A 25,122-nucleotide genomic window follows, 5' to 3' on the forward strand; every position below is an offset into this window, starting at 1 on the left:
ATTTTTCTGATGTGAAGCATCATTCCATTTCGTTTGATTGAACATCAGATTGGGAGGATAGTCAACTCCATCGAAGGCAGGAGGTGTCATCGCCTCGAAACATCCTGACACGAAACTGCAATCGGTTCGGAATATCCCGGCGACGAAACGCGTTCATGCGGGACGTGCCACAACCAAAGGAGAATGAAATGTCTATCCTGTCATCCATCGGTCGGTTTGCGACCGAGTTCAGCGCGGCCCGCGCCCGCTTCCAGACCGAACGTGCGATCCGCTCGCTGCCGATCGAACTGCAGAAGGATATCGGCTGGCCTGAAGCTGCCGACACCAAGACCGGTGCACGCCACGGCGTCGGATCCTGGGCTGGAGCAAAGTAACAATTGTGTACCATGTGCTGAAGGCCTGCCGCGCGCACCAGCCCGGCAGGCCTTCTCTATTTTAGCACCAGCCCTTGGCTGAAAATTATTTGCACTCAAACGACTTTTTAGAGCCATGCGGCCATTGCATGCCGCTTATGTGCAAGTTGCATAGCGCTTGAGCGTCGCGGTTAAAATGTTGTAAGTAAACATAAATTCTGAGCATCATGCACAAAAATGTCGCAATCGATGTCGCTTTTCTGATCTAGCGCTTCGCATTTGCGATTTAGTTTTCCTTCACGCAAGCCTATATGAGCCCCAGCAAACGAGCTGCCCCACTCCATCAAGCGAAGGCGACCCGTCTGAGCAACCGATAGGAGATGATGATGAAGCTTTTTGCCCGCCTCTTTGCCCGCCGCGAAATGAACCTGACGACCGCTCTCGAGCGCCAGCGCCTTGCCAACACCATGCCCGGCCAGACCGGCGCCATGAATGCGGTGCGCCTCGGCTTCGTCGCCTGAGATACCGACAGCTGATAACAGCGCCGCTTCGGTTTGACCGAGGCGGCGTTTTTCGTTCTGAAGCCGATGTTGCCGGATAGCGATGCTCAATCCGGCGGCAGCCCGTGCCTATCGCCCCGGACCATTGCCCATTTGCGACCCGTGTCGCAAATTTAGTTGCCGCTTGGCCGCCTAGCCGATTGACAGGAATGGTTTTTCCTGATGTCGCTATGCTGTTCGCGACATCCTGTTCGCGCCATGGCTGCGTGAGGTTCCCTTGAACGCCGTAAAGCATCCGATCAAGCGATCGTTTGTATTCTTCCTCGTCCCCGACTTCACCATGATCGCCTTTGCGACGGCGCTCGACCCGCTGCGCTCGGCCAACCGCATGCTCGGCTATGAGGCCTATCGCTGGCGCCTCGCCAGCATCGACGGCAAGCCGGTGCGCGCCTCCAACGGCGTCGAATGCGCCGTCGACACCTCGCTCGAGGAAGAGCGCAAGAAAATGGCAGGGCCGGATCGGCCGAACATGGCCATCGTCTGCAGCGGCATAAATGTCGAGCGCTACCAGAATAGATCGGCCTTCGCCTGGCTGCGCGAGGAGTACAACAGAGGCGTCGCCGTCGGCGGCCTGTGCACCGGCGCGCATATCCTTGCCGCCGCCGGCCTGCTCTCCAACAAGCGCTGCGCCATCCATTGGGAAAACCTGCCGGGTTTCTCCGAAGCCTTCCCGAAAGCCAACGTTTTTGCCGACCTCTTCGAAATCGACCAGAACATCTACACCTGCGCCGGCGGCACCGCAGCCCTCGACATGATGCTGAAGCTGATCGGCGACGATTTCGATGACAATCTGGTCAACCGTGTCTGCGAGCAGGTGCTGACCGACCGAGTGCGCAGCCCGACCGATCGCCAGCGCCTGCCGCTGCGCGCCCGCCTCGGCGTCCAGAATTCCAAGGTGCTGACCATCATCGAACTGATGGAAGGCAACCTCTCCGAGCCGCTGTCGCTGATCGAGATCGCCGACCATGTCGACCTGTCGCGCCGTCAGATCGAGCGCCTGTTCCGCACCGAGATGGGGCGCTCCCCTGCCCGCTACTATCTCGAGATCCGCCTCGACCGCGCCCGGCATTTGCTGATCCAGTCGTCAATGCCGGTGGTCGAGGTTGCCGTCGCCTGCGGCTTCGTCTCGGCCTCGCATTTCTCCAAATGCTACCGCGAACTCTACGCCCGCTCGCCGCAGCAGGAGCGCGTCGACCGCAAGCAGCTTTTGGCCGCCTGATCCGAAAGGATCAGGCCCCGGCCGGTTGCACCTCGGCCGTGCGCATCGCCTCGACGCGGATATCCTCTGTGAGCCGCGCCTTGAGCACCGAAAATTCCGGGCTGGTCTTCAGCGTGTAATGGCGCGGGTGCGGCAGGTCGATGGCGACATCGGACTTGATGCGGCCGGGCCGCGCGCTCATCACGATCACCCGCGAGGCCATGAAGATCGCCTCCTCGATGTCGTGGGTGACGAACAGCACCGTCTTCTTGCGCCGCTCCCAGATGCCGAGCAAAAGCTCCTGCATCAGCCCGCGTGTCTGGTTGTCGAGCGCGCCGAACGGCTCGTCCAGCAACAGGATCTCGGGATCATTGGCGAGCGCCCGGGCAATCGCGGTGCGCTGCTGCATGCCGCCGGAAAGCTGTTTTGGCCAGTGGTTCTCGAAGCCTTTCAGCCCAACGAGATCTATATAGGAGGCGACGATTTCGGCCCGCTCCCGCTCGGCCAATTGCCGCTCATGCAGGCCAAAGGCGATATTCTGCGCCACCGTCAACCAGGGAAACAGCGTGTAGGACTGGAACACCATGCCGCGATCCGGGCCGGGCCTTGTCACCGCCTTGCCCTCGAGCAGCACGCGGCCTTCGCTGGGCGCTTCAAGTCCGGCAACGATCCTGAGCAGCGTCGACTTTCCGCAGCCCGACGGTCCCAGGATGGTGATGAAGTCGTTGGCCGCGACCGAAAGGTCGACCGGCATCAGCGCCTTGACCGGCTGCCCGCCGCGCACGCCGGCGAAGGTGCGCGAAACGCCTTCGATCGAAAGCTTGATCATGCCAGGCTCCACGGAAAGAGCCAGCGGTTGAGCGCCTTGAAGGCGAAATCGGACAACAGCCCGATCAGCCCGATGACGATGATGCCGAAGATGATCTGCCCCGTGGCCAGCCGCGACTGGCTGTTGATGATCATGTAGCCGATGCCGGACGAAGAGCCGATCAACTCGGCAACGATGACATAGGTCCACGCCCAGCCGAGCACCAGCCGCAGCGTCTCGGCAATCTCGGGCGCATTGGCCGGCAGGATCACACGCCGCACGATGCCGTTGTTGGTCGAGCCCAGCGTATAGGCAGCCTCGACCAGATCGCGCCGCGTGGAGCCGACCTTGACGGCGACGATCAGGATGATCTGGAACACCGAGCCGACGAAGATGACGAGCAGTTTTTCCAGCTCGCCGATGCCGGCCCACAGGATGAGCAGCGGAATGAAGGCCGAGGCCGGCAAATAGCGGGCAAAGGAGACGAACGGTTCCAGAAACGCCTCCACCGGCTTCCAGGCGCCCATGGCGATGCCGATCGGCACGGCAACGATAGAGGCCAGCACAAAGCCGCCGAAGACACGCCAGATGGTAATCAATATGTCGAGCCAGAAGCGATCCTCGACCAGCAGCCGCCAGCCATCTCTCAGCATCGACAGCGGATCGGCGAGGAAGATGCGGTTGACGTGACCGCCAAACGTGATCCACGCCCAGAAGGCGACGAACAGCACGAAGAAGGAAATGCCGAGCACGGTGCGAAGGCCCGGCGACACCGGATGCAAGGGGCGCATCATCGAATCGTCGCCATCTTCAAATGGTCCCCATGCTCAAATCGTGCTTTGTCCAGGAGAAGGCGGCGGCGCCAAGCGGCGCCGCGCAACAGTCAAAGGCCGGACTGTCAGTTCGACACCGCGCTGGTGTCGGCCAGCGTGGCGACATCCGGCGCTTCCTTGATCAGCCCCATCTGCAGCAGGAGTTCGCCGGCCGTCTTGGAAAACTCCTGGAATTCCTTGGTGAAGAACTGCTTGTTCTCAGCCTTGTCGGCCCATTTCAGATACTTCGCCGAATCCTCGAATTCCTTGGCCGACTGTTTTACGTCGGCGCCCATGATCTCGTAGGATTTCTGCGGATCCTTCTTGATCAGGTCGAGTGCCTCGAAATAGCTGTCGGCCAGCGCCTTGGCCGCATCGGGGTTGGCCGTCAGGAATTCAGGCGTGCAGCCGACCGTATCGAGCACCATCGGATAATCGAGCGTCGTCGCCAATATGTGGCCCTGGTCGGCCTTGTCGCGCACCGCCGAGATGAACGGCTCATAGGTGACGGCGGCATCGTTCTGCCCGGCGAGGAAGGCCTGCGCTGCCGCATCCGGCTCCAGGTTGACGACTGTCACGTCCTTGGTCGACAGGCCGTTCTTGTTCAGCACCCAAGCCAGCATGAAATAGGGCGATGTTCCCGGCGCCGAGGACGCGACATTCTTGCCCTTGAGATCGGCGACGGTCTTGATGTCGTTGCGGACGACAATGCCGTCGGCGCCATAGGATTTGTCGAGCTGGAAGATCTGCTTGGTGGTGACGCCGCTGGCGTTCCACACCAGCCAGGTTTCGACCGTGGTGGCGGCGCATTGCAGATCGCCGCTGGCGATGGCGAGCGGGCGGCTCGCCTGCGGCACCTTCTTCAAGGTGACGTCGAGGCCATGCTTTTCAAAAATGCCCGCCTGCTTGGCGAGTGTCAGGGGTGCAAAGCCGGTCCAGCCACTGATGCCGATGGTGACTGACGTGGCAGCCTTGGCGGGAGCTGAAAAGCCTGCCGCAAGGGTCAATGCCGCGGCAAGTTTGGTGATCCTGTTCATGTCGGTTCCCCTTCTTATTGTGCTGGATGGGGAAGTGTTCACAGACGCCATTCTGCTTGTCAATGAACAGGAACGTGTACGATGAACCCGCAATCGGCGGCGTGTGGCCAAGGCGACTGGCTGCGGAAGACGAAAGCGCAGCCTGGTCAGTGGGCGTCGAACATCCAGCTGCGGTCGCGCCACATTTTTTCGCCGACCTGGCAGTCGGCGGGGCGGTCCTGTGCCAGCACCACTGGTGGATGCGCGGCCTCTTCGCTCGCCCATTGCGGCGAAGCGGGGCCGGCCAGTTCCAGCACCAGCTTGCGGCGGATGGCTTCGGGAAACTGCGTCCAGTCATTGACCGGGATCATGAAGGCGCCGGGGCCGCCGATGACGCAGTCGCTGTAGTAGCGGTCGAGATTGTTGACGTCATAGCCGCCAAACCCGCTGCCGCGCGTCATCAGCGGCAGGCCATTGATGATGATACCTTGCTTGACCACCGCGTCGCGGGCGACGTCGACGGGCGCGCCCTGGTTGTTGGGGCCGTCGCCGGAAATATCGATGACGCGCTTTGTCCCCTGGAAGCCGCTCTCCGCAAAAAGATCGCTGCCGAACTCCAGCGCGCCTGAAATCGAGGTTCGCCGGACGCTCGCCGGCGGATGGGCGGAAAGCTGCGCCGCCACCCGCTCGGCATCGGCCCGGCTGGCGATCACCGTCCACGGCACGACGACCACCTGCGTGGTCGCGCCCGCCCATTCGACATAGGTGACGGCGACCTTGCCATAGGCGCCGTCGGCGATGGCCTGCAGCACATTGTCGTGCGTCAGCGCAGCCGCATAGCCGTGACGCTGGATTTCGAGTTCGCCCGGCGACATCGACAGCGACACGTCGACCGCCAGCACCAGCTCGACATCCACCGGCTCGGCTGCCTCAACCGGCGACGTCAGCCAGAGACCCAGCGCCAGCGCGGCGCTGCCTGAAAGGAAATGTCTTGCGCGCGAAAAAGCAGGCATGCCCCAAGGTAAGCGAGAATCGGCGGCTGACAAAGGGAAAAGCCCGACCACGAGCCGGGCTCTGCATTAAGGATTCTGCCTACGCCGATTCTATGCTCAGCTTCGCGGCTTCAAATTCTCCGGATCGTAGAGCGGCTTGTAGCCGACGGCCGCGACCTCGACCGGATAGGTCTCGCCGAAATATTCGATGGCGAGCTTGCGGCCTTCCTGGGCCTGGGCCCAGGGCAGATAGGCGAGGCCGATGTTCTTGCCGATGGTCGGGCCATAGGCCATCGACGTCGTGAAGGACCGGCGGCCGAGCTCGTCGACCAGCGTCTCGCCCGTCTTCGGGTCCATCACCGGCATCGTGCCGACGGGATAGCGGGCAACACCCTTCGAATCGACATTCTCGGTCATCACCAGCGTGCACAGGATCGCCGGCTGATGCTCGCGGGCGCGGTACTCGACATGTTTCGCCTTGCCGCAGAAATCATTCTCCTTGACCTTCGGACGCGCGAGATCGGCTTCGAGCAGATTGTACTCAGTCAGGAGGTCGGCGTTCTGCAGACGCAGGCTCTTTTCCATGCGGCGCGTGTTGGCATAAGTCTCGACGCCGAACGGCATCACGCCGGTCGAACGCAGCGCATCCCAGACGGCGAGACCGTCTTCGTAGCGCATATGCAGCTCCCAACCCTGTTCACCGACATAGGAGATGCGGAAGGCGGTGACATCCTTGCCGCCGATCCTGACCGGCTTGATCGCCGCGAACGGGAAGTTCTCGGGCGACAGGCCGTCCGGATTCTCGACCACCTTCTGCAGCGTCGCCCGTGCGTTCGGACCCCAGATGCCGATGGTGACGTATTTTTCCGTCACGTCGGTGATGGTGACGTCAAAGCCTTTGTCCTGCGCGGTACGCTGCATGTAGCGGAAATCGCGCGGGCCGGCATCGGCGCCGTCGATCAGACGGCAGCGATCGGCCATGCGGATCACCGTGAAGTCGGCGCGCACCATGCCTTCCTCGTCGAGGAAATGGGTATAGATGCCCTTGCCGATGTTGTTGTCGCCGCCGACCTTGGCCGCGCACAGCCATTCCAGCAGCGCGACATGGTCGGGTCCCTCAATGTCATACATGGAGAAATGCGACAGGTTGACGATGCCGCAATCCTCGCTCATCGCCAGGTGCTCGGCATTGGACACCCGCCAGAAATGGCGGTTGTCCCACTCGTTCTCACGCACGGGAACCCGGTTGCCATACTTCTCCAGCAGATGCTCGTTGGCGGCGTAGCCATGCGCCCGCTCCCAGCCGCCCAGCTCCATGAAGTAGCCGCCGAGTTCCTTCTCGCGCTCCCAGAACGGCGAGCGCCTGATGTTGCGGCCTTTTGAAAACGGCTCGCGCGGATGCACTGCCGGATTGTAGACCTTCATCGCCGTTTCGGTGCAGCGATCCCAGATGAACTGCTCCTTCGTCTGGTGCGGATAGAAGCGCGCATAGTCGATGGCGTGGTGGTCGATTTCCGTGCGGCCGTCCGTCATCCAGTCGGCGATCAGCTTGCCCATGCCGGGACCGTCCTTGACCCAGATGGCGACGGCATACCACAGGCCCCTGACCTTCTGGCTCTCGCCCATCGACGGGCCGCCATCGGCGGTCACCTGCAAGAGGCCGTTGAAGGAATGGCTTTCATTGTAACCGAGCTCGCCGAGGATCGGGGTCAGCTCCATGGCGCGCTCAAGCGGCCCGATGATCTGCTCCATGTCGAGGTCGCGCTGCGACGGCGACAGCCGCGCCTGGTCCTTCTCCAGCAGGTCGCGCGGATGGCAGAGCCGCGGATTGGTCTCTTCGTAGTAGCCCCATTCGATCTGGCCGCCCTCGGCGGTCTTGGGATCGCCGGTGTCTCGCATATAGGCCGAATTGCCCTGGTCGCGCAGCAGCGGCCAGCCGATCTCCTTGCCGGTGCCGGCAAACTCGGTGTAGGGGCCGAAGAAGGTCAGCGGATGGTCGATCGGCATCACCGGCAGGTCCTCGCCAACCATTTCGGCGATCAATCGGCCCCATATGCCGGCGCAGACAATGACGTAGTCGGCCATGATCGTGCCGCGGTCGGTGACGACACCCTTGATGCGGCCCTCTTCGACGATGAGGGATTTGGCCGGCGTGTTGGCGAAGGATTTGAGCTTGCCCGACGCTTCCGCCTGGTCGACCAGCTTGCCGGCGACCGTCTGCGAACGCGGAATGACCAGGCCGGCATCCGGATCCCACAGGCCGCCCTGCACCATCGATTCTTCGATCAGCGGGAATTTTTCCTTGATCTCGGCCGGCTCGATCAGCCGGGCGCGGGTGCCGAAGGATTTGGCCGAGGCGATCTTGCGCTTGATCTCGTCCATGCGGCTGTCGTCGCCGACGCGGGCGACCTCAAGCCCGCCGATGCGGGCGTAGTGGCCCATCTTCTCGTAGAAATCGATGGAATAGAGCGTCGTCCAGCAGGACAGGAAGTCATGGCTGGTCGTGTAGCAGAAGTCCGAGGCGTGCGCCGTTGAGCCGATATCGGTCGGGATGCCCGACTTGTCGATGCCGACAATGTCGGTCCAGCCGCGTTCGATCAGATGATGGGCGATCGATGCGCCGACAATGCCGCCCAGGCCGACGATGACGACCTTCGCCTTTTTCGGAAACTCTGCCATTGACCGCTGCTCCAAGGGAATACGCGGGCGCGCCGGCGCCCGTTCGAATGGCGCACAATATGCAGAGGACGAGGACCGAGCTACCGCCTGTTTGCGACACGCCGCAAGTACGGCGCGACGGCGGACGCAAGCTTGCCGTCAAAGCCTTTTGTCATCAGGCGAAAGCCCAGATATCCTCGGCCTGGAAACCGACCCGGTAGCCTGCAGTCTTCAGCTTGACCACGACATGGCCGATTTCCGTTGCCGGCAGCGCGCCGACCTCGACCTTGATCATGCCGGGGCGGTAGCGCTTGAGGTCGAGCTGTTCGAAGACGATCCAGTCGGCGCCCTCGCAATCGACCAGAAAGGCGTCGATGTGCGTGACGCCGTTGCGGTCGAGCAACGTCTGCAGCGTTTCCGACGGCACCTCGATATCCCTGAGGTGCGGCGCGAACTTGTTGAAGTTGGGGTCATCCTCCCCCCAGGCATTCTTGCCCGACATCAGATTGGTGTCGGTGACCGACGAGCAGCCGATGAACTCGATCGGCAGCGTGCCGGCCTCGAGCGCTGCTGCATCGAAGGTGTGGACGGTGATGGTGCCCTTGGTCTTGGTCACTGCCACCGGCTCGATGACGAATCGTTCCGCGTCGGGATAGTTGGCGCGCAGGCGCTTCTGATTGTAGGGGATCGGCTCGACCAGCACGGCCCGGGCGCGCGGAATGCGATGCAGCCACGGCGTTACATCGTCGAACAGCGCGCCGTCGCAGGCGCCGACATTGACCATCTGGAACGGCTGTTTACCTCCGCCGAAGCGTGCCTTCAGCGCCGCCTTGGCCAGGAATTTCGTGCCGAGCAGCGCCGGTCCGCGATCGAGCAGACCGGCGGGCAGACCGAGTGAAAGGGCAATGCGCGCCAGGCTGGATACAGAACTCAAGGCTTATCTCCCGATACGACCTGCAAGGCGATGGGCCGCCTTCCATTCAAGCTTGCCGACGCCCACAGCGCCATGATCGGCCCCACCAGCAGCAGGAACGGCGGCAGAAGGTTGGGGAAGTAGATGCGGGTATCGTGGATCGGGAAGACGGTGAATTTCGCCAGCACGCCGAGCACAAGAGCTGCAAGCAGGATGCCGGCGCGGCGTTCGAGCCGAAAGCCCGCGCGGCTGAGCGCAAACCAGCCGGCCAGCGCGAGCACGCAGACGCCAACCCAGCTGTTGTTGCTGATGGCGCGAATGAAGGAGGCGGCAAACGCCTTGAGATAGGCGCCGACCGAGAACGGCGGCTCGAACCCATCCATATTGTAGTGCTGCTCGATGCTGGAGAACCACAGATGCGGCCACCAGCCGGGATGCTGCGCCCAGTGCGAGATGGCGAAATAGGCGATGAAGGACGCGGCAAAGCCGGCCAGCGCGCCCCATGCCCGCTGCCGGAACACCAGCAGCAGCACGGCGAAGATGGCCAGGAAAACAATGTTGTCCGGCCGCGCCATGAAGGCGAGGAAGAGCAGGACGGCCGTTGCCGCTTCGCGGCCGCGCACATAGGCAAGCAACCCGCCGAGGAACAGCGCCGAGCACAACAGATCCGGCGTCGACGCGCGTGCCGCATCACCGAAATCGGCCATGATCAGCACCGCGCCAACCAAGGGCGCCAGCGCTAGCGCGCCTTCGGTTCTGAGCCACAACAGCACGATCATCCCGAACAGCAGCACCGAGGCGACCTGTAGCACCCGCATCGCCTCGACCGGCGACATCACCACGCTCATCGTCGACAACATTTCGGCGTAGAGGAACTTGATCCGGTACATGCCGAGCAGCGAATGGAAGTCGGCGGCATTCTGCGCCATGTGGCTGCGGAAGCCGCCGCCATCGTCGGTCAGCGCCTTGTAGTCGGCGGCCGACACGCCGGCCTGGACCGTGCTGTAGGCATAGTCATGCAGCGCCTGCGCATCCGGGTATGCGCCCTCCTCCGCGATAGCGAGATAGGGCAGCATGTCCCAGTTGGCATCAGGCATCGTCCAGGCGGCGAACGCCGTGAGCAGGATGTAGAGCGAAAACGCCACCGCCCCAATGGCTGCTGCCCATCGCGCATAAGTCCCCTCGCCCCACGCCAAGACGGCCGAGGTCAGCCGGTCGAGTGCGTTTTGCGGGGCGGGAGATTTGCTCAGCATTGTCAGGCTCAGGACTTCATTTGACGATTTTGGCTTTACTTACCGACTTGGCTTTTGACGAAATCCTTCACGATCGAAACGATGCCGCGCGACAACAGGCTGTCGAAGGCATCGACGAAACGGTCGACATGCTCGCGCTGGCAGATCAGCGGCGGCTCGAGACGGATGACGTTGCGGTTGTATTCGGTGAAGGCGACGAGCACGTCATAGTCGCGCAGCAACAGCGCGCCGACAAAGCCCGACAGCGAGCCCTTCAGCTTGTCGTCGAGCACGCTGACGATCGGACGCAACACCATCGGCAAGGTCTGCGAGAAATCGTGGAACTCGAGCCCGACCATAAAGCCCTTGCCGCGCACATCCTTGATGATCTTCGGATATTTTTCCTTCAGCGCCTGCAGCCGCTGCAGCAAATAGTCGCCGGTCGAGGCGGCATTGTCGATCAGCCCCTCATCATAGAGCACATTAATGCCTTCGATCGCGGTGACGCAGGCCTCGCCCATGCCGCCAAAGGTGGCCATGGCATGGATCATCGCCGTCTTCGGCGTGCCGTAGGCCTTCATGTAGACCTCGCGCCGGGCAATCATCGCGCCGACCGCAGCCTTGCCGGCGCCGAGCGACTTGGCCAGCGCCGTCACATCCGGGACGACGCCGTAATGCTCGAAGGCATAGAAGCGGCCGGAACGGCCATAACCGCACTGCACTTCGTCGGCCACCCACAGCACGCCGTACTGGTCGCACAGCGCGCGCAGCTTCTGCCAGTACTCGGCGGGCGCCTGGATGATGCCGCCGCCGCCCTGGATGGTTTCCAGCACGATGACACCGACCTCCGGGTCGGAGCGGAACAAGCGCTCGACCGCGTCGATGTCGGCGAACGGAATGCGGACCGTGTTTTCGGCCATCTTGAAGTCGGCGCGGTAGAGCTGGCCGTCGGTGATGCCCAGCACGCCCTTGGTCTTGCCGTGGAAGGAGTTCTCGGCATAGACGATTTTCGGACGCTTCGGGCCGGCGGCGCGCTCGGCGAGCTTCACTGCCGCTTCCATGGCCTCCGAGCCGGACGAACCCAGAAACACCATGTCGAGATCGCCGGGCGAGCATTTGGCGATGTTGTGCGCCAGCGCCGACGCATATTGCGACATGAAGGCAATGGCGATTTCCTGGCGCTTCTCCTCCTGGAACTTGCGGCGGGCCTCCAGGATGCGCGGATGGTTGTGGCCGAAGGCCAGCGAACCGAAGCCGCCGAAGAAGTCGAGAATCTTGCGGCCGTTCTGGTCGATGTAGAACATGCCTTCGGCGCGTTCGATCTTGATCTTGTGGAAGCCGAGCAGCTTCATGAAATGCAGCTGGCCCGGGTTGAGATGCGCCTTGAACAGGTCTGTCATGCGCGCGACATCCATCGACTTGGCCTGCTCGACGCTGATCAGGTCGGGCTTGGCGATCGCGGCGGGCGACAGCGCCGGTGCGCTGACCATGGTGCGCGCGTTCGTCTGCTCAGGCTTGGCCATGACGGTCATCTCGGAGTTCTCCTGGTCGTCCCATCTTTACTCGGCGGGGACATGATTGGCGGTGACGGCAAGACCGTCCTTCTTGGCGCGGTATTCGCTGTAGGCGGCGATCAGCATGTCCTCGTCGCGATATTGCGGCACCCAGCCGAGCTGGCGCTCGGCCTTGGACACGTCGAGCACACACTCCTCATCGGCGATCAGATATTGTTCGGGATCCATGATCGGCATGTTCATGAGATCGAGCAGGTCGAGCGTGCGCTTGACCGCCCAGCCCGGCGTCGGGATCAGCAGCGATTTCGATCCGGCATGCTTGATCAGGTCGCCCAGCAATTTCTTCACCGGCGGCGGATTGAGTGAGCCGAGATTATAGGGCTCGTTGGGCACGCCGGCCTTCCAGGCCGCGCGCGCGGCTTCCGCACAATCGAACACTGAGATGAACTGATAGGGATTCTTGCCCGAGCCGATCATCGGCACCGGAAGGTTCCAGTCGATCAGCTTGAACAGCTTTTCCAATATACCGAGGCGGCCGGGGCCGATGATCAGGCGCGGCCGAAACAGCGAGATCGACATGCCGCGCTTGCGCCATTCAGCGGCGAGCTCTTCTGTCTTCTGCTTCGACCAGCCATATTCGCCGAGCGGGGCGACCGGGTGCTCCTCGGTCATCGGCTGGGTCACCGTGTGGCCGTAGATCATGTCTGTGGTGTAGTGGACAAGCTTGGGCGCGCCGGCCTTGTCCATGGCCTGCATGATGTGTTCGGTGCCGTGGAAATTCACCGGGAAGAAGAAGTCGTGGCGCTTGGCGCGCACCTGGATTGGCGACAGCATCTTGGCCGACAGATTGTAGACCATGTCGTCGGCCTTGAGGCCGACCTTGGCCACCGAGGCCGGATCGGTGACATCGCAGGTGACGAAGCGGACCGAACGATAATGCGGCAGGTCGCTCTTGACGATGTCGGCAACGACAACCTCTTCACCATCGGCCACAAGCTTCGGGGCCAGATGACGGCCGACGAAGCCGTCACCGCCGAAAATCACATGTCTCATCGAACGGTCTCGTTTGCGTGGATCTTGTCGGGGGTGATGGAAGCGGTCTGGTCGTCATGTCCGCGCCCGCCCAAATCTCTGCCACTTTGCGCGATCAGCACGGTGCCGACACAGATGAAGACGATGCCGGCAATGCGCCAGGCGTTGAGGTCCTCGCGGAAGATGAAATAGGCGAAGATCGCGACCGCGACATAGGCAAGGCTGAGGAACGGATAGGCAAAGCTGAGCTCGACCTTGGACAGCACATAGAGATGCGAGGCCATCGAGATGACGAAGGTGCACAGGCCGAGGAACACCCACGGGCTGAAGACGATCTGCAACGGCTTCAGAAGCGGGTTGGTGCCTTCGAACGAGATCGGGCCGAGCGACATCATGCCTTGCTTCAGCATCAGCTGCGCCGCGGCATTGGTCATGACCGTGAACAGAATGAAGACGATATATTTCATATTTTCCACTCGTCGCTTGCAAGCGTCCTATTACAAACCTGCAAACATTTCGTGAAGCCACGACAATGTTTGAACTACGCTAGGATTGGCGGACTATTGACCACAATTTATTCGAATTCTACCTATTCCGCCGCCTCGATGCGCCCCAGCCGCATGTCGAGCTTTTTCGCCGTCCGCAGCCAGAAACCGGACATGAAAGCCGGGTCGCGCAGCGCCTCCAGCCGCTGCCAATCCGGGAAGGACGCCGCGAAACTCTCAGCCCCCATGCGCGCATCCTTGTAAGGGTTGACCGCGCCGCCGGCCGCGACCGTGATGCGGTCGAGTTCGCCAAGCAGTGTCAGCGTCTTGTCGCCCCGATTGGGGAAATCGAGCGTCAGCGTGAAGCCGGGCCGCGGAAATGACAGCAGACCCGGCGAACGGATCGACCCGAAGCGCTTCAGCACGGTGAGGAAAGAGCCCTGTCCGGCTCGCCGCGCGGCGTCCAGCAGCGTCGGCACGGTCTGGCGCGCGGCACTTTCCGGCACCACGCTCTGGTGCTGGTAGAGACCCCTCGGCCCATAGAGCCTGTTCCAGTCGCCGACGCCGTCGAGCGGAAAGAAAAAGTTCTGATAGCCGGTTTGGCGCGGTTCTGCCGAGCGCCCTTTCTTCCACCGGTAGGCGGCGTTGAAAGCAGTCAGGAACGGCCGGTTGAGCACATTGAAGGGCGGCGGGACCGGCACCGAAAGGCGAGAGCCGGCGCGAGACGCCGCATGAGAGCCATGTTCGGCATGATTGCCGGTCAACAACAAACCGCGTCCGCGGCCATGGCCGCCGGCCAGCTGGTCGATCCAGGCGACGGCATATTCATTGGCTTCGTCGGCGGCCTCCGCCAGTTCGAAGAATTCGCCGAGATCGGCAAACCGTGTCGCCGTCTCGACGATGTCCAGCGAAGGCACCCGCATCAGCCGGATCGAGGCCGACAGGATCAGGCCGGTCAGCCCCATGCCGCCGATCGTTGCCCCGAACAGCCGGGCATTGTCGGTTGCCGAGCAGGTGTAGGTTCGCCCGTCCGAGCGCAGCAGCGTCAGCGCTTCGACATGGCAACCAAAGGTGCCGCGCCGGTGATGGTTCTTGCCGTGAACGTCGTTGGCGATGGCGCCGCCAAGGGTCACGAACTGGGTGCCCGGAACCACCGCCGGAAAGAAACCGTAGGGCGCGGCGTGCGCAATGATGTCGGACAGCAACACGCCGGCTTCCGCCTCGATCAGGCCGGTCTCGGCGTTGAAGGCACCGATACGGTTCAGCGGCCGCATGTCGACGACCGCGCCCGCTTCGTTCTGACAGGAATCGCCGTAGGAGCGACCGTTGCCATAGGCGAGCAAGCCGTTTGCCTTTGCCTTGCCGCTCTTCATCAGTTCGATAGCCGTGTCAGCCGCGACGGTCCGCTTTGCGGCGGGCGTGGCGCGGCCGAAACTCTGGAATCGTGCGCCCGCCATTCCTTACCAGCCTCCAGCGACCAGCAGTGCTGCGCCGATAACTACGATGATCTGGCTGCGCCAGTCGCGGATGATGAAGACGACTGGATCGTCGTTCATCTCGTCGCGGCGCGCCAGGATCCAGACGCGCATGGTCAAATACAGCACGATCGGCGCCAGCGGCCAGACCAGCCAGGGATGCGGATAGAGTTCGCGCACGGCGGCGCTGTCCATGTAGAGCGCCAGCACCAGCGCCGAGGAGAAGGCCGACGCCATGCCGGCCTGGGCGACGATCTCCTGGTCTTCGATGCGGTAGCCGCGGCCTGCAATACGCTCGCCCACTGGAATGGCAGTGGTGCGCAGTTCGACATAGCGCTTCACCAGCGCCAGCGACAGGAAGAAGAAGATCGAGAAGGCGAGCAGCCAGAACGAGACCTCGACGCCGGTCGCCGCAGCGCCCGCCAGCACGCGCAGCGTGTAGAGGCCGGCCAGCGTCAGCACGTCGACCAAAAGCATGCGCTTGAACGACAGCGAATAGGCCGTGGTCACCACAATGTAGCCGGCGAGCACGCCCAGGAACTCGATCGGCAACAGAAGCCCGGCGGCGATGCCGATCACCACAAGCACCGCCATCGCCCCGATACCGAACGGGATCGACAGCGCGCCGCTGGCGAACGGCCGGTTGCGTTTGGTCGGGTGATTGCGGTCAAGCGCAAGGTCGAAGAAATCGTTGAGGATGTAGATGGCCGAAGCCACCGCACTGAAGGAGACGAACGCCAGCAGGCACTGCCATATCATGTTGGCGTTGAAGTATTCGTGCGACAGCACCATCGGCACCGCGATCAGGGAATTCTTCAGCCACTGATGCATCCGCAACATCTTGATGAATGTCTTCAATGTCCTTTTCGGCGCCGGCATCGTTTCGGCGCTACGCGTGGCCTGCCAGCGCTTCGCATGGCGGTCGGGCGCCACGACGATGGCGTCGCGCGCGGCTTCGAACACCTTGAGATCGTGACGGCTGTTGCCGGCATAGTCGAAACCGCCATCGCCATAGGCGGCGATGAGCGCGTCGCGCTTGCGGCCTGAGGTCATGTTGTGCGGACCGTCGGTCGCCAGCACATAGTCGAAGATGCCCAGATGCGCGGCAATCGCCTCGGCGAACTTGCGTGGCGTACCTGTCGCCAGCACGATCTTGCGGCCGTCGGCATGCTCGGCGCGCAGGCGCTGCAGCAGCGCTTCGCGATAGGGGAGCGAGGCCGGATCGATGTCGATGCGGTCGGCGATGGCTTGCTTCAGCCGCGCAGGGCCGGCGGCCAGCCAGAATGGAACCAGGAAAACATAGAGCGGATTCTTCTTGAGAAGGATGAACAGGCCTTCCCACAGAAGGTCGGTCGCAATCAGCGTGCCGTCGAGGTCGACCGCAAGTGGGATTGCGTTCTTGTCCGACCGCGCATCCATGTCTGTCCTGTCCTGCTCATAAACCCGTCGCGCCGTATTTGGGCGTCTTCGCATGGGTATAGCGGCGGAACGGCATAGTGAACGTTAAAACGCCTGGTTGCAGCCGGTAGGTGCCACGATATTTCCTGCGTCATTGTTAAGCAATCACTACCACGAACAATAAAAGGCCGGGCATTGCCCGGCCTCTGCAAGAGCTTCCTGCCGACTTTACTTGATGCGGGCAACGCCACCCGAGATTTCGACCGTTTCCGAACCGGTCAGGGCCTCGAGGTCGCCATTGGGCAAGGTGACGAAACAGCCGTTCGGGCAGAATTCCACGGTCTCGCCGGCGGCCAGCGCCAGTTCAGTCTTGCCGCCGCCTTCCGTCACGATCAGCGTACGGGTCTCAGCGTCCTTGTTGACCGCGCTGGCGGCAAAGGCCGAGCCACTCGCTGCGGTAAGAGCGATGGCGACGACGAGCGACTTCCACATTTTGCAATATCGGTGTTTCCACACCGCCTCTGTTGCATTTGGCAAGGCATTCTCGCCTTTGCATGGGAGCTTATATGAGATGCAAGCTGAACCGCAACTGAATGCCGCATTCATGCCGCAATTGGTTTGGGAGGAGCCCGGGGCCCCTAACTGGGATCGGGTTTGCGCGCCTTTCGGCCCGATTTGGCCAGGCGCGCCTTCTCGGCTGCCGCTTCGGCTTCGGCGTGCTCCTTCGCAGCGAACTCGACTTCGATCTTGTCGTCGTCGAGCGGCCATGCCTCGGTCTGCGTGACCTTGATCTCGGCGCGCGGCGTCGAGGGGATCTCGATATGCTCGCTCTCGAAGGCATCGAGTACGGCAAAGCGGATATCGTTCTGAACGATCGCGCCGTTCAGCACGTCGGCCAGGAACACGCGGATCTCGAATTCGAGTGCCGCCGGCCCGAAATTGGTGAACAGAACGAACGGCTCCGGGTTCTTCAGCACCAGCGCATGGCCGCGCGCGATCTCCAGCAGGATGGCGTGCACCCGCTTGACGTCGCTGCCATAGGCGACGCCGACCTTGATCTCCACACGTCCGAGCTTGTTGCGGTGCGTCCAGTTGCCGACGGCATTGTTGATCAGGTTCGAGTTGGGCAGGATCACCGACTGCCGCTGGAAGGTCTCGATCTCGGTGGCGCGCACGCTGATCTTCTTGACCGTGCCCGAGGTGTCGCCGGCGACGATCCAGTCGCCGACCTTGAAGGGCCGCTCGGCGAGCAGGATCAGGCCTGACACGAAGTTGGACACGACATTCTGCAGGCCGAAGCCGATACCCAGCGAAAGTGCGCCGGCAACGAGCGCCAGGTTGGAGAGATCGATACCCGCAGCCGAGATGCCAACGAGACCGGCAACGGCGACGCCGGCATAGCCGACCGCCAGCCGGATCGAATTGCGCACGCCGGTATCGACCTTGCCGCGCGCCATCACCGAGCCGTCGAGCCAGCCCTGGAACCATCGGGTCAGGAAATAGCCGATGATGAAGACGACGATGCCGGTGAGGATGCCGGTGACCGAAATCGTCACCGAGCCAATGGTGATGCCTGTCGCCAGTTTGTACGCCCAGGCCTGGATGTCGCCGGGCTGGAACCCCCACATCAACAGGATCAGCGGCAGGAACACCAGCACGATCATCAGATTGATCGCGACGCTGACCACCAGGCCGAGTTGGTCTAGCGCAGTATCCTCATAGCTGGAGTTGGTCTTCAGCCAGCGCCCGATCGAGGTGCCGGCGAAGCCACCCTCCTCGCCGATCTCGCGCGCCGAGAGGAAGCCGATATAGGCGGTGAGCAGGATGGTGCCGGTGACCACGACCTGCAGCGAGACGAAGATGGCGAGGCCGATATAGCCGAACAACGCCGCCGTGATGGTGAACAGGCCGAGCGCGACGCAGGTATAGCGCAGCCAGGCCGGCCAGGGGCGCCAGCTTCCGTCGGCTCTCTTATACGGCCTCAGCAACGCCATCAGGATCAGGATGACGCCGACGATGACAGTGGCGACAAAACTTCTGGCGATTGTCAGCGACAATGGCGAACCCATCTTGTCGTTGACGATCGACAGGAAGTTATTGACGCCGATGACGACCGCCATGGCCGTCGTCAGCCGCACCAGCCAGCGCGCCGGGCCGGTCTCGACCTGGATCAGGCGCCAGTTCGGCATCCGTGGCTCCAGCGCAGCATTGGTCAGGCGGTTGACGCAGAACACTATGGCGATGACGGCGGCCAGCGCATTGAGGAAGACGCCTATGTCGCCGCGCAGCACATTGTAATAATTGTAGAGAAAGACCGTCGAGGCGAGGAAGGCGCTGACCGCCAGCGTCGGCAGCAAGGTCGACCAGAACGCCACCGATAGGCGGCTGAGATAGGTGGGGTCCTCAACCGACGGATCGGCTTCGAAGATACGCCCGAACAGACGGCGTCCCCCGACGAGAAGCACCGCCGCCAGCCCCAGCGACATGAACGTCGCGGCAAGCATCGCCTGGAACTTGAACTTGAAGGCAAAGCTCAGCCACGACGATACCGCCCTGAAAAGGTTGGCGTATTCGTCCCTTGCGTCGGAGAACACCTGCGAGCTCAGCGCCTCGGACAGTGCGTAGCGCTTGGTCAAAAAGTTGCGGAACTGCTCACTGCGCATATTGCCGATCTTGTCGATCAGCCCGCTGATGCGGATCGACAGGTTCTGAGCGCTGGCGACGACCGCGTTGATCTCGGCCTTTTCCGAAGCCAGCGCCTGGCGCTCGCCGGTCACGATGTCGGGCTCCTGCGGCTGGCCCGCCGCCGGCGGCGGACCCAGCACTTCGATGCGATTGTTGATGTCGGTGAGCCGCGAACGGAACGCCAAAGCACTGGTCAGCGCCGCCCGCGACAGATCCTCCAGCCGCAGACGGATATCGACGAGGGAGGCATCGTCCTGGCCGTCCTGCTGTAATTTCTTCTCGAGATCGTCGGTCTTGGCCGTCAGGCCCTGGATGACCTTCTGCTGATCGGTGATCAAGCCGGCGGAGCCCTGGCCCAGCGCCTGCGCCATCGCCTCGAACGAAGGCGACGCCGAAATGATCAGCGTGAAAGCCAAAATCAGGCGAAGCAATCTCAAAAGCATGACTATTGGCGACTCACGGGCGGCAAAGGCATTCAAAAACCCTGTCCTTGATAAAGACGGCCATATCGTGGGGCAAGCCGTCGCATCGCGGAGTCGGCCAGTCGAAAAGCCATGGCGCAATCTTGGCTTTGCACCCGCCGCCTGCTCTATAGTCTGCCGCATCGCACCCGAGCCGGATGATCTCAGGTCTGTTCGACCTGAGATCATCCGGCTCTGAAAATCAAAGATATAGAGCATGATGTCGCCCGAAAACCGCTTCACACTTTTCGGCATCATGCTCTAGGGATGGCATGAAGAATGGCGGAATATTCAGCCTTTTCGCTTCTCACGAACGCGCTCAAGGGAAACCAGGACTGGAAGCCGGCCTGGCGCAAGCCGGATCCGAAGGCTTCCTATGATGTCATCATCATCGGCGGTGGCGGCCATGGCCTGTCGACGGCCTATTATCTGGCCAAGGAGCACGGGATCACCAATGTCGCGGTGCTGGAGAAGGGGTGGCTGGGTTCCGGCAATGTCGGCCGCAACACCACGGCGGTGCGCTCGAACTACCTTCTGCCCTCCAACACCCGTTTCTACGAATATTCGATGAAGATGTGGGAGAACCTCTCGCACGACCTCAACTACAACGTCATGTTCTCGCAGCGCGGCTGCCTGAACCTTGCCCACACGCCGGCCCAGTTCGACGACTATGCACGGCGCGGCAACGCCATGCGCCATCTCGGCGTTGACGCAGAACTGATGAGCACGGCAGAGATCAAACGGCTGGTGCCGGCGCTCGACATGTCGGCCTCGGCGCGCTTTCCCATCGTCGGCGGCCTGATGCAGCCGCGCGCCGGGACTGCCCGCCACGACGCCGTCGCCTGGGGCTATGCGCGCGGCGCAGACCGCCGCGGCGTCGACATCATCGAGAATTGCGAGGTCACCGGCTTCCTGCGCGACGGCGACCGCGTCACCGGCGTGCAGACGACGCGCGGCGAGATCCGCGGCAAGAAGGTCGCGGTGGCGGTGGCCGGCAGCACCGGGCGGGTGATGCAGCTTGCCGGTATCGACAGAATGCCGATCGAGAGCCATGTGCTGCAGGCATTCGTCACCGAATCGCTGAAACCCTTCATAGATACGGTGCTGACCTTCGGCATGGGGCATTTCTACATGTCGCAGTCCGACAAGGGCGGCCTCGTCTATGGCGGCGATATTGACGGCTACAACAGCTACGCCCAGCGCGGCAATCTGCCTGTTGTCGACGAGGTGATGAGCGAGATGCTGGCGCTGTTTCCGGGCCTTGCCCGCGTGCGCATGCTGCGCTCCTGGGGCGGCGTCTGCGATATGTCGATGGACGGTTCGCCGATCATCACCACCGGGCCGCTGCCCGGCATGTATCTCAACTGCGGCTGGTGCTATGGCGGTTTCAAGGCGACGCCGGCCTCCGGCTGGTGCTTTGCATACACCATCGCCAAGGACGAGCCCCACGCGTTCAACGCGCCGTTCACGCTCGACCGGTTTTATCGCGGCCTGGTGATTGACGACAAAGGCCAGGGCGCGACGCCCCGACTGCACTAGGGAAAGAAAAATGCTTATTACCTGTCCCTATTGCGGCCCGCGCGACGTCATCGAATTCACCTATCAGGGCGACGGCAACCGCGAACGCCCGCAGCCCGCCTCGCAGGACCTCGACGGCTGGAACGCCTATGTCTACGACCGGCTGAACCCCGCCGGCGACCACAATGAGATCTGGCAGCATTCCGGCGGCTGCCGCACGCATCTGAGGATGGTGCGCAACACGGTCACACATGAGATTTCCAGCACCGGCTTCGCCCGCGGCGACCACAACGCCGCCGCCCGGCACAAGACAGGGGGCAAGTCGTGAGCCCGCGCCGCACAGAGACCGGCGGCCGGATCGACCGGCTGCGCACCATCCGTTTCACCTTTGAAGGCACGCCCTACACCGGCCACGCCGGCGACACGCTGGCTTCGGCCCTGCTTGCCAACGGCGTCACGCTGTTCGGGCGTTCGTTCAAATACCACCGTCCGCGCGGCGTGCTCTCCGCCGGGGTCGAGGAGCCGAATGCGCTGGTGACGGTGCTGCGCGGCGAAGTGCGCGAGCCGAACATCGCCGCGACCATGGTCGAGATCTATGACGGGCTGGTGGCCGTCAGCCAGAACCGCTTTCCCTCGCTCGCCTGGGACGTCAACGCCGTCAACCAGCTTGGCGGCAAGATCCTGGCCGCCGGCTTCTACTACAAGACCTTCATGGGTCCGGTCTTCGGCCCACTGAAGGGCACCCGCTTCTGGATGTTCTGCGAGCATTTCATCCGCCGCGCCGCCGGGCTAGGCCGCGCTGGCATTGCCGCCGACGCCTCACGCTACGAGCGCATGAACGCGTTCTGCGACGTGCTGGTGGTCGGCTCCGGCCCGGCCGGCCTGTCGGCCGCAAAGACGGCTGCTGATCAGGGCGCCCGCGTCATCCTTGCCGAACTCGAGCCGCGTTTCGGCGGCTCGGCCAACTGGTCCGGCGAAACCATCGACGGCACGCCGGCCGCCGAATGGGCGGCGCGCACCGTCAGCCAGCTCGAAGGCCATGACACGGTCCGTCTGCTGCCACGCACCACGGTGTGGGGCTATTATGACGGCAACACGCTCGCCGCACTCGAGCGCGTCACCGACCACAAGGAAACGCCCGGGAAAGGCGAACCGCGCCATCGTTACTGGGCGATCCGCGCCAAGACGGTGGTGCTGGCCACCGGCTCGTTCGAGCGGCCGCTGGTATTTCCGGGCAATGACCGGCCGGGCGTCATGCTGGCACATGCCGGTGAGCGCTATGCCAACGATTATGGCGTGCTGCCGGGTGACAGGATCGCGCTGTTCACCAACAATGACAGCGCCCATCGCTCGGCGCTGGCATTGAAGAAAGCCGGCGCGGCCATCGTCGCCATCGTCGACGTTCGCCCCGAACTGTCCGCCGAGATGCGCAGCCTGGCCACCGAGGCCGAAGCCGAAATCCTCACCGGCCATGCCGTGGTTGCCACCGAAGGCGGCAAGGCGCTCTCCGGCCTCAAGGTGCAGCGCTTCGACATGAACTCGGGCACGCTGAGCGGCGATATCAGGAGCATCCACGCCGATTGCCTGCTGATGTCAGGCGGCTGGTCGCCGACCATCCATCTCGCAAGCCAGGCTGGTGCCAGGGCAGAGTGGAACGCCGACCGCCAGGCCTTCCTGCCGCCGAAACCGACTCGGCAATGGATTGGCGCCGGCGCCTTCAACGGCAGCTTTTCAACCGTCGAAGCCATCACTGAGGGCCGTGCCGCCGGCCTGTCCGCGGCAGGCGGCGCGAGTGCGCCGGCAGCCTTGCCGGATGTCGAGGCAGCACCCGGCAATCCCGATCCGGCGCCGGTGTTCGAGATCAAGGCGAAGGGCAAGAGCTTCGTCGACTTCCAGCATGACGTCACCGCCGAAGACGTGCGGCTGGCGCATCGGGAAGGGTTTGTTTCGGTCGAGCACCTGAAGCGCTACACCACGCTCGGCATGGCGACCGACCAAGGCAAGAACTCCAACGTGCCGGGCCTCGCCATCATGGCTGAGGCGTTGGGCAAGCCGATCCCCGAAGTCGGCACGACGCGGTTCCGCCCGCCCTATTCGGCGGTATCGATCGGCTCGCTCGCCGCTGAACGTTTCGGCGATTTGAAGCCCGAGCGGCTGACGCCGATCCATGACTGGCACTTGGCCAATGGCGCCACGATGTATTCGGCCGGCCTCTGGTTCCGGCCGATGATCTACGGCCTTGCCGGCGAGACGATCGAGCAGGCTTATGTTCGTGAAGCCAAGGCCACGCGCGAAAGTGCCGGCATCGTCGATGTCTCGACGCTGGGCAAGATCGCCGTACAGGGACCGGATGCGGCGGAATTCCTCGACCGCGTCTACACGAACATGTTTTCCACCCTCGCCGTCGGCAAGGCCCGCTACGGGCTGATGCTGCGCGAGGATGGGCTTGCCTTCGACGACGGCACGACCTGGCGGCTTGGCGAACAGGATTTCCTGATGACCACCACCACGGCCAACGCCGGCAAGGTGATGCAGCATCTGGAATATTTCCTCGACGTCGTCTGGCCGGACCTGAAGGTGCACGTCACCTCGGTGACCGATGAATGGGCGGGTGCCGCCATCGGCGGGCCGAAGGCACGCGCCATCCTGGCCGCGTGCGTCACCGGCACTGCGGTAGACAACACAGCCCTGCCCTTCATGGGCATTGTGCACGGCCAGATTGCCGGTGTGCCGGTGATGATTTGCCGGCTGTCCTTCTCCGGCGAGATGGCGTTCGAGGTCTATTCCGGCGCCGGCCACGGCACTCATGTCTGGGAAGCGCTGGTCGAGGCCGGCAAGCCGTTCGGGCTGGTCACCTACGGACTGGAAGCGCTGGGCACCATGCGCATCGAGAAAGGCCACGTCACCGGCGCCGAGATCGACGGCCGCACCACGGCGCGCGACCTGCATCTCGACTGGATGCTGTCGAAGAAAAAGCCGTTCATCGGCTCGGCGATGATGGATCGCGAAGGCCTGATCGCGCCGGACCGGCTGCAGCTGGTCGGCCTGGTCTCGCTCGACAACCGGCCGTTCAATGGCGGCGCCCATATCGTCGAGGAACTGGACGAAGCCAACCCGCACGATTCCATCGGCCACATCACCGCCTGCTGCTATTCGCCGGCGCTGGGCAAGCACATCGCGCTCGCTTTGGTCGAGGGCGGCAAGGCGCGCCATGGGACCCGCGCGTTCGTCTCCGATCCGCTGCGCAAGCGGTTCGGGCCGGTGGAGATCGTCTCCAACCACTTCTACGACCCGGACGGGAGCCGCATGCATGGTTGAGCGTCAATCACCGCTTGAACCGGTCTTTCATCCTGGCTCGCACGGCAATTTCGAGCATGGCGTTGAAATCCTGTTGTCCGAAACCAGGCCGGGATCGATCCTGCAACTCGCCGCATGGCCCGGCGAGGAGAAGAAACTCATCGCCGCCATCCGCAGTGTCACCGGCCTCGCTCTGCCCGATGGCGCCGGCGGCGGCATCGCCGATGGCGCCAAAGCTGTGTTCGGCTTTGCGCCGGGAAAATTCACCGTCGTCGATGCGGCCGAGGGCCTGGCAGCGGCCTTTGCCAAGGTCATCACCCCGGCCATGGGCACGGTGACCGACCTGTCGCATGGCCGCACCGCGATCCGCATCGCCGGGCCGAAAGCGGAATGGGTGCTGGCGAAATTCTTCGCCATCGATTTTGCGCTGCCAGCATTCCCCGTTGGCGCCGGCCGTTCGACCACCCATCACGACGTCTTCGCCCAGATCCAGCGCACCGGCGCCGACCAGTTCGACATCTATATCTTCCGCTCCTTTGCTCGTTCGTTCTGGAAGGCGCTCTGCCATGCCAGCGAGGAAGTCGGCTACGAAGTGCAGTAGCGGAAGCGGAAAAAAGGCTCCGTCATCCGGCCTCTGGCATCAAGGCCAGCCGGTTCTGCCGCTAGAGAATCCTGCCGCGGAAGGCCATGGTGGGAAACGTGGCCGCCCAACCGG

At 63.0% G+C, this 25,122-nt stretch carries 21 protein-coding genes; 6 read left to right on the forward strand and 15 right to left on the reverse strand.

Annotation, left to right across the window (positions count from 1 at the left end; genetic code table 11):
• Positions 1 to 188: 188 nt before the first annotated feature.
• A complete protein-coding gene (locus ACWTU9_RS16005; RefSeq protein WP_454574354.1) occupies positions 189 to 374 on the forward strand; it encodes a hypothetical protein in 186 nt (61 codons plus the stop codon).
• A 170-nt stretch (positions 375 to 544) separates the two neighbouring features.
• Here the strand turns inward: ACWTU9_RS16005 and ACWTU9_RS16010 are convergent, their stop codons facing one another.
• Positions 545 to 964, reverse strand: a complete 420-nt coding sequence (locus tag ACWTU9_RS16010) for a hypothetical protein (protein WP_455859150.1) — start codon at positions 962 to 964, stop codon at positions 545 to 547.
• Between the two features lie 229 nt (positions 965 to 1,193).
• Between ACWTU9_RS16010 and ACWTU9_RS16015 the strand changes: the two genes are divergently transcribed.
• A complete protein-coding gene (locus tag ACWTU9_RS16015; RefSeq protein ID WP_455859146.1) occupies positions 1,194 to 2,132 on the forward strand; it encodes a GlxA family transcriptional regulator in 939 nt (312 codons plus the stop codon).
• A 10-nt stretch (positions 2,133 to 2,142) separates the two neighbouring features.
• Here the strand turns inward: ACWTU9_RS16015 and ACWTU9_RS16020 are convergent, their stop codons facing one another.
• The 14 genes from ACWTU9_RS16020 to ACWTU9_RS16085 all read right to left on the reverse strand — a co-directional run bounded on the left by ACWTU9_RS16020 (position 2,143) and on the right by ACWTU9_RS16085 (position 19,574).
• On the reverse strand, positions 2,143 to 2,940 hold the full coding sequence (locus tag ACWTU9_RS16020; protein ID WP_455859118.1) for an ABC transporter ATP-binding protein: 798 nt from the start codon (positions 2,938 to 2,940) through the stop codon (positions 2,143 to 2,145).
• Positions 2,937 to 3,710, reverse strand: a complete 774-nt coding sequence (locus ACWTU9_RS16025) for an ABC transporter permease (RefSeq protein WP_455859147.1) — start codon at positions 3,708 to 3,710, stop codon at positions 2,937 to 2,939. Before ACWTU9_RS16025 ends, ACWTU9_RS16020 begins: the two co-directional genes overlap by 4 nt.
• A 107-nt stretch (positions 3,711 to 3,817) precedes the next feature.
• Positions 3,818 to 4,768: an ABC transporter substrate-binding protein gene (locus ACWTU9_RS16030; protein WP_455859119.1), complete on the reverse strand. Its 951-nt coding sequence runs from the start codon at positions 4,766 to 4,768 to the stop codon at positions 3,818 to 3,820.
• A gap of 146 nt (positions 4,769 to 4,914) precedes the next feature.
• Positions 4,915 to 5,760 carry a DUF1194 domain-containing protein gene (locus ACWTU9_RS16035; RefSeq protein ID WP_455859120.1) on the reverse strand — a complete coding sequence of 282 codons (846 nt, stop codon included), beginning with the start codon at positions 5,758 to 5,760 and terminating at the stop codon, positions 4,915 to 4,917.
• Positions 5,761 to 5,856: 96 nt separating this feature from the next.
• Positions 5,857 to 8,418, reverse strand: a complete 2,562-nt coding sequence (locus tag ACWTU9_RS16040; protein ID WP_455859121.1) for a GcvT family protein — start codon at positions 8,416 to 8,418, stop codon at positions 5,857 to 5,859.
• 154 nt (positions 8,419 to 8,572) lie between these two features.
• Entirely contained in the window at positions 8,573 to 9,331 is a 759-nt protein-coding gene (locus ACWTU9_RS16045; protein ID WP_455859122.1) for an FkbM family methyltransferase, read from the reverse strand.
• Entirely contained in the window at positions 9,328 to 10,563 is a 1,236-nt protein-coding gene (locus ACWTU9_RS16050; protein WP_455859123.1) for a hypothetical protein, read from the reverse strand. The genes ACWTU9_RS16045 and ACWTU9_RS16050 overlap by 4 nt, the downstream gene beginning before the upstream one ends.
• Before the next feature lie 35 nt (positions 10,564 to 10,598).
• Complete coding sequence (locus tag ACWTU9_RS16055) at positions 10,599 to 12,032, reverse strand: aspartate aminotransferase family protein (protein ID WP_455859148.1); 1,434 nt, start codon at positions 12,030 to 12,032, stop codon at positions 10,599 to 10,601.
• Positions 12,033 to 12,101: 69 nt separating this feature from the next.
• The gene (locus tag ACWTU9_RS16060) at positions 12,102 to 13,109 is read right to left on the reverse strand and encodes an NAD-dependent epimerase/dehydratase family protein (protein WP_455859124.1); all 1,008 of its coding nucleotides are present in this window, start codon (positions 13,107 to 13,109) and stop codon (positions 12,102 to 12,104) included.
• Positions 13,106 to 13,555, reverse strand: a complete 450-nt coding sequence (locus ACWTU9_RS16065) for an EamA family transporter (RefSeq protein ID WP_455859125.1) — start codon at positions 13,553 to 13,555, stop codon at positions 13,106 to 13,108. Before ACWTU9_RS16065 ends, ACWTU9_RS16060 begins: the two co-directional genes overlap by 4 nt.
• A gap of 122 nt (positions 13,556 to 13,677) precedes the next feature.
• A complete protein-coding gene (locus ACWTU9_RS16070) occupies positions 13,678 to 15,030 on the reverse strand; it encodes an FAD-binding oxidoreductase (RefSeq protein ID WP_455859126.1) in 1,353 nt (450 codons plus the stop codon).
• A 3-nt stretch (positions 15,031 to 15,033) separates the two neighbouring features.
• On the reverse strand, positions 15,034 to 16,467 hold the full coding sequence (locus ACWTU9_RS16075; protein WP_455859127.1) for a UbiA family prenyltransferase: 1,434 nt from the start codon (positions 16,465 to 16,467) through the stop codon (positions 15,034 to 15,036).
• Between the two features lie 207 nt (positions 16,468 to 16,674).
• Complete coding sequence (locus ACWTU9_RS16080; protein WP_023670370.1) at positions 16,675 to 16,938, reverse strand: hypothetical protein; 264 nt, start codon at positions 16,936 to 16,938, stop codon at positions 16,675 to 16,677.
• 146 nt (positions 16,939 to 17,084) lie between these two features.
• Positions 17,085 to 19,574, reverse strand: coding sequence for a mechanosensitive ion channel family protein (locus ACWTU9_RS16085; protein WP_455859128.1), 2,490 nt, complete (start codon positions 19,572 to 19,574; stop codon positions 17,085 to 17,087).
• A 297-nt stretch (positions 19,575 to 19,871) separates the two neighbouring features.
• On the opposite strand from ACWTU9_RS16085, the gene ACWTU9_RS16090 reads away from it, so the two are divergent.
• From ACWTU9_RS16090 to soxG, 4 genes are read left to right on the forward strand one after another with little or no spacing between them, the layout of a single operon-like run.
• The gene (locus ACWTU9_RS16090; protein ID WP_455859129.1) at positions 19,872 to 21,131 is read left to right on the forward strand and encodes a sarcosine oxidase subunit beta; all 1,260 of its coding nucleotides are present in this window, start codon (positions 19,872 to 19,874) and stop codon (positions 21,129 to 21,131) included.
• 10 nt (positions 21,132 to 21,141) lie between these two features.
• Positions 21,142 to 21,438, forward strand: coding sequence for a sarcosine oxidase subunit delta (locus ACWTU9_RS16095; protein ID WP_455859130.1), 297 nt, complete (start codon positions 21,142 to 21,144; stop codon positions 21,436 to 21,438).
• Positions 21,435 to 24,428: a sarcosine oxidase subunit alpha gene (locus ACWTU9_RS16100; RefSeq protein WP_455859131.1), complete on the forward strand. Its 2,994-nt coding sequence runs from the start codon at positions 21,435 to 21,437 to the stop codon at positions 24,426 to 24,428. The genes ACWTU9_RS16095 and ACWTU9_RS16100 overlap by 4 nt, the downstream gene beginning before the upstream one ends.
• On the forward strand, positions 24,421 to 25,008 hold the full coding sequence (soxG, locus tag ACWTU9_RS16105) for a sarcosine oxidase subunit gamma family protein (protein WP_455859132.1): 588 nt from the start codon (positions 24,421 to 24,423) through the stop codon (positions 25,006 to 25,008). Before ACWTU9_RS16100 ends, soxG begins: the two co-directional genes overlap by 8 nt.
• Positions 25,009 to 25,122 lie beyond the last annotated feature (114 nt).

Source organism: Mesorhizobium sp. 128a, from assembly GCF_053848025.1.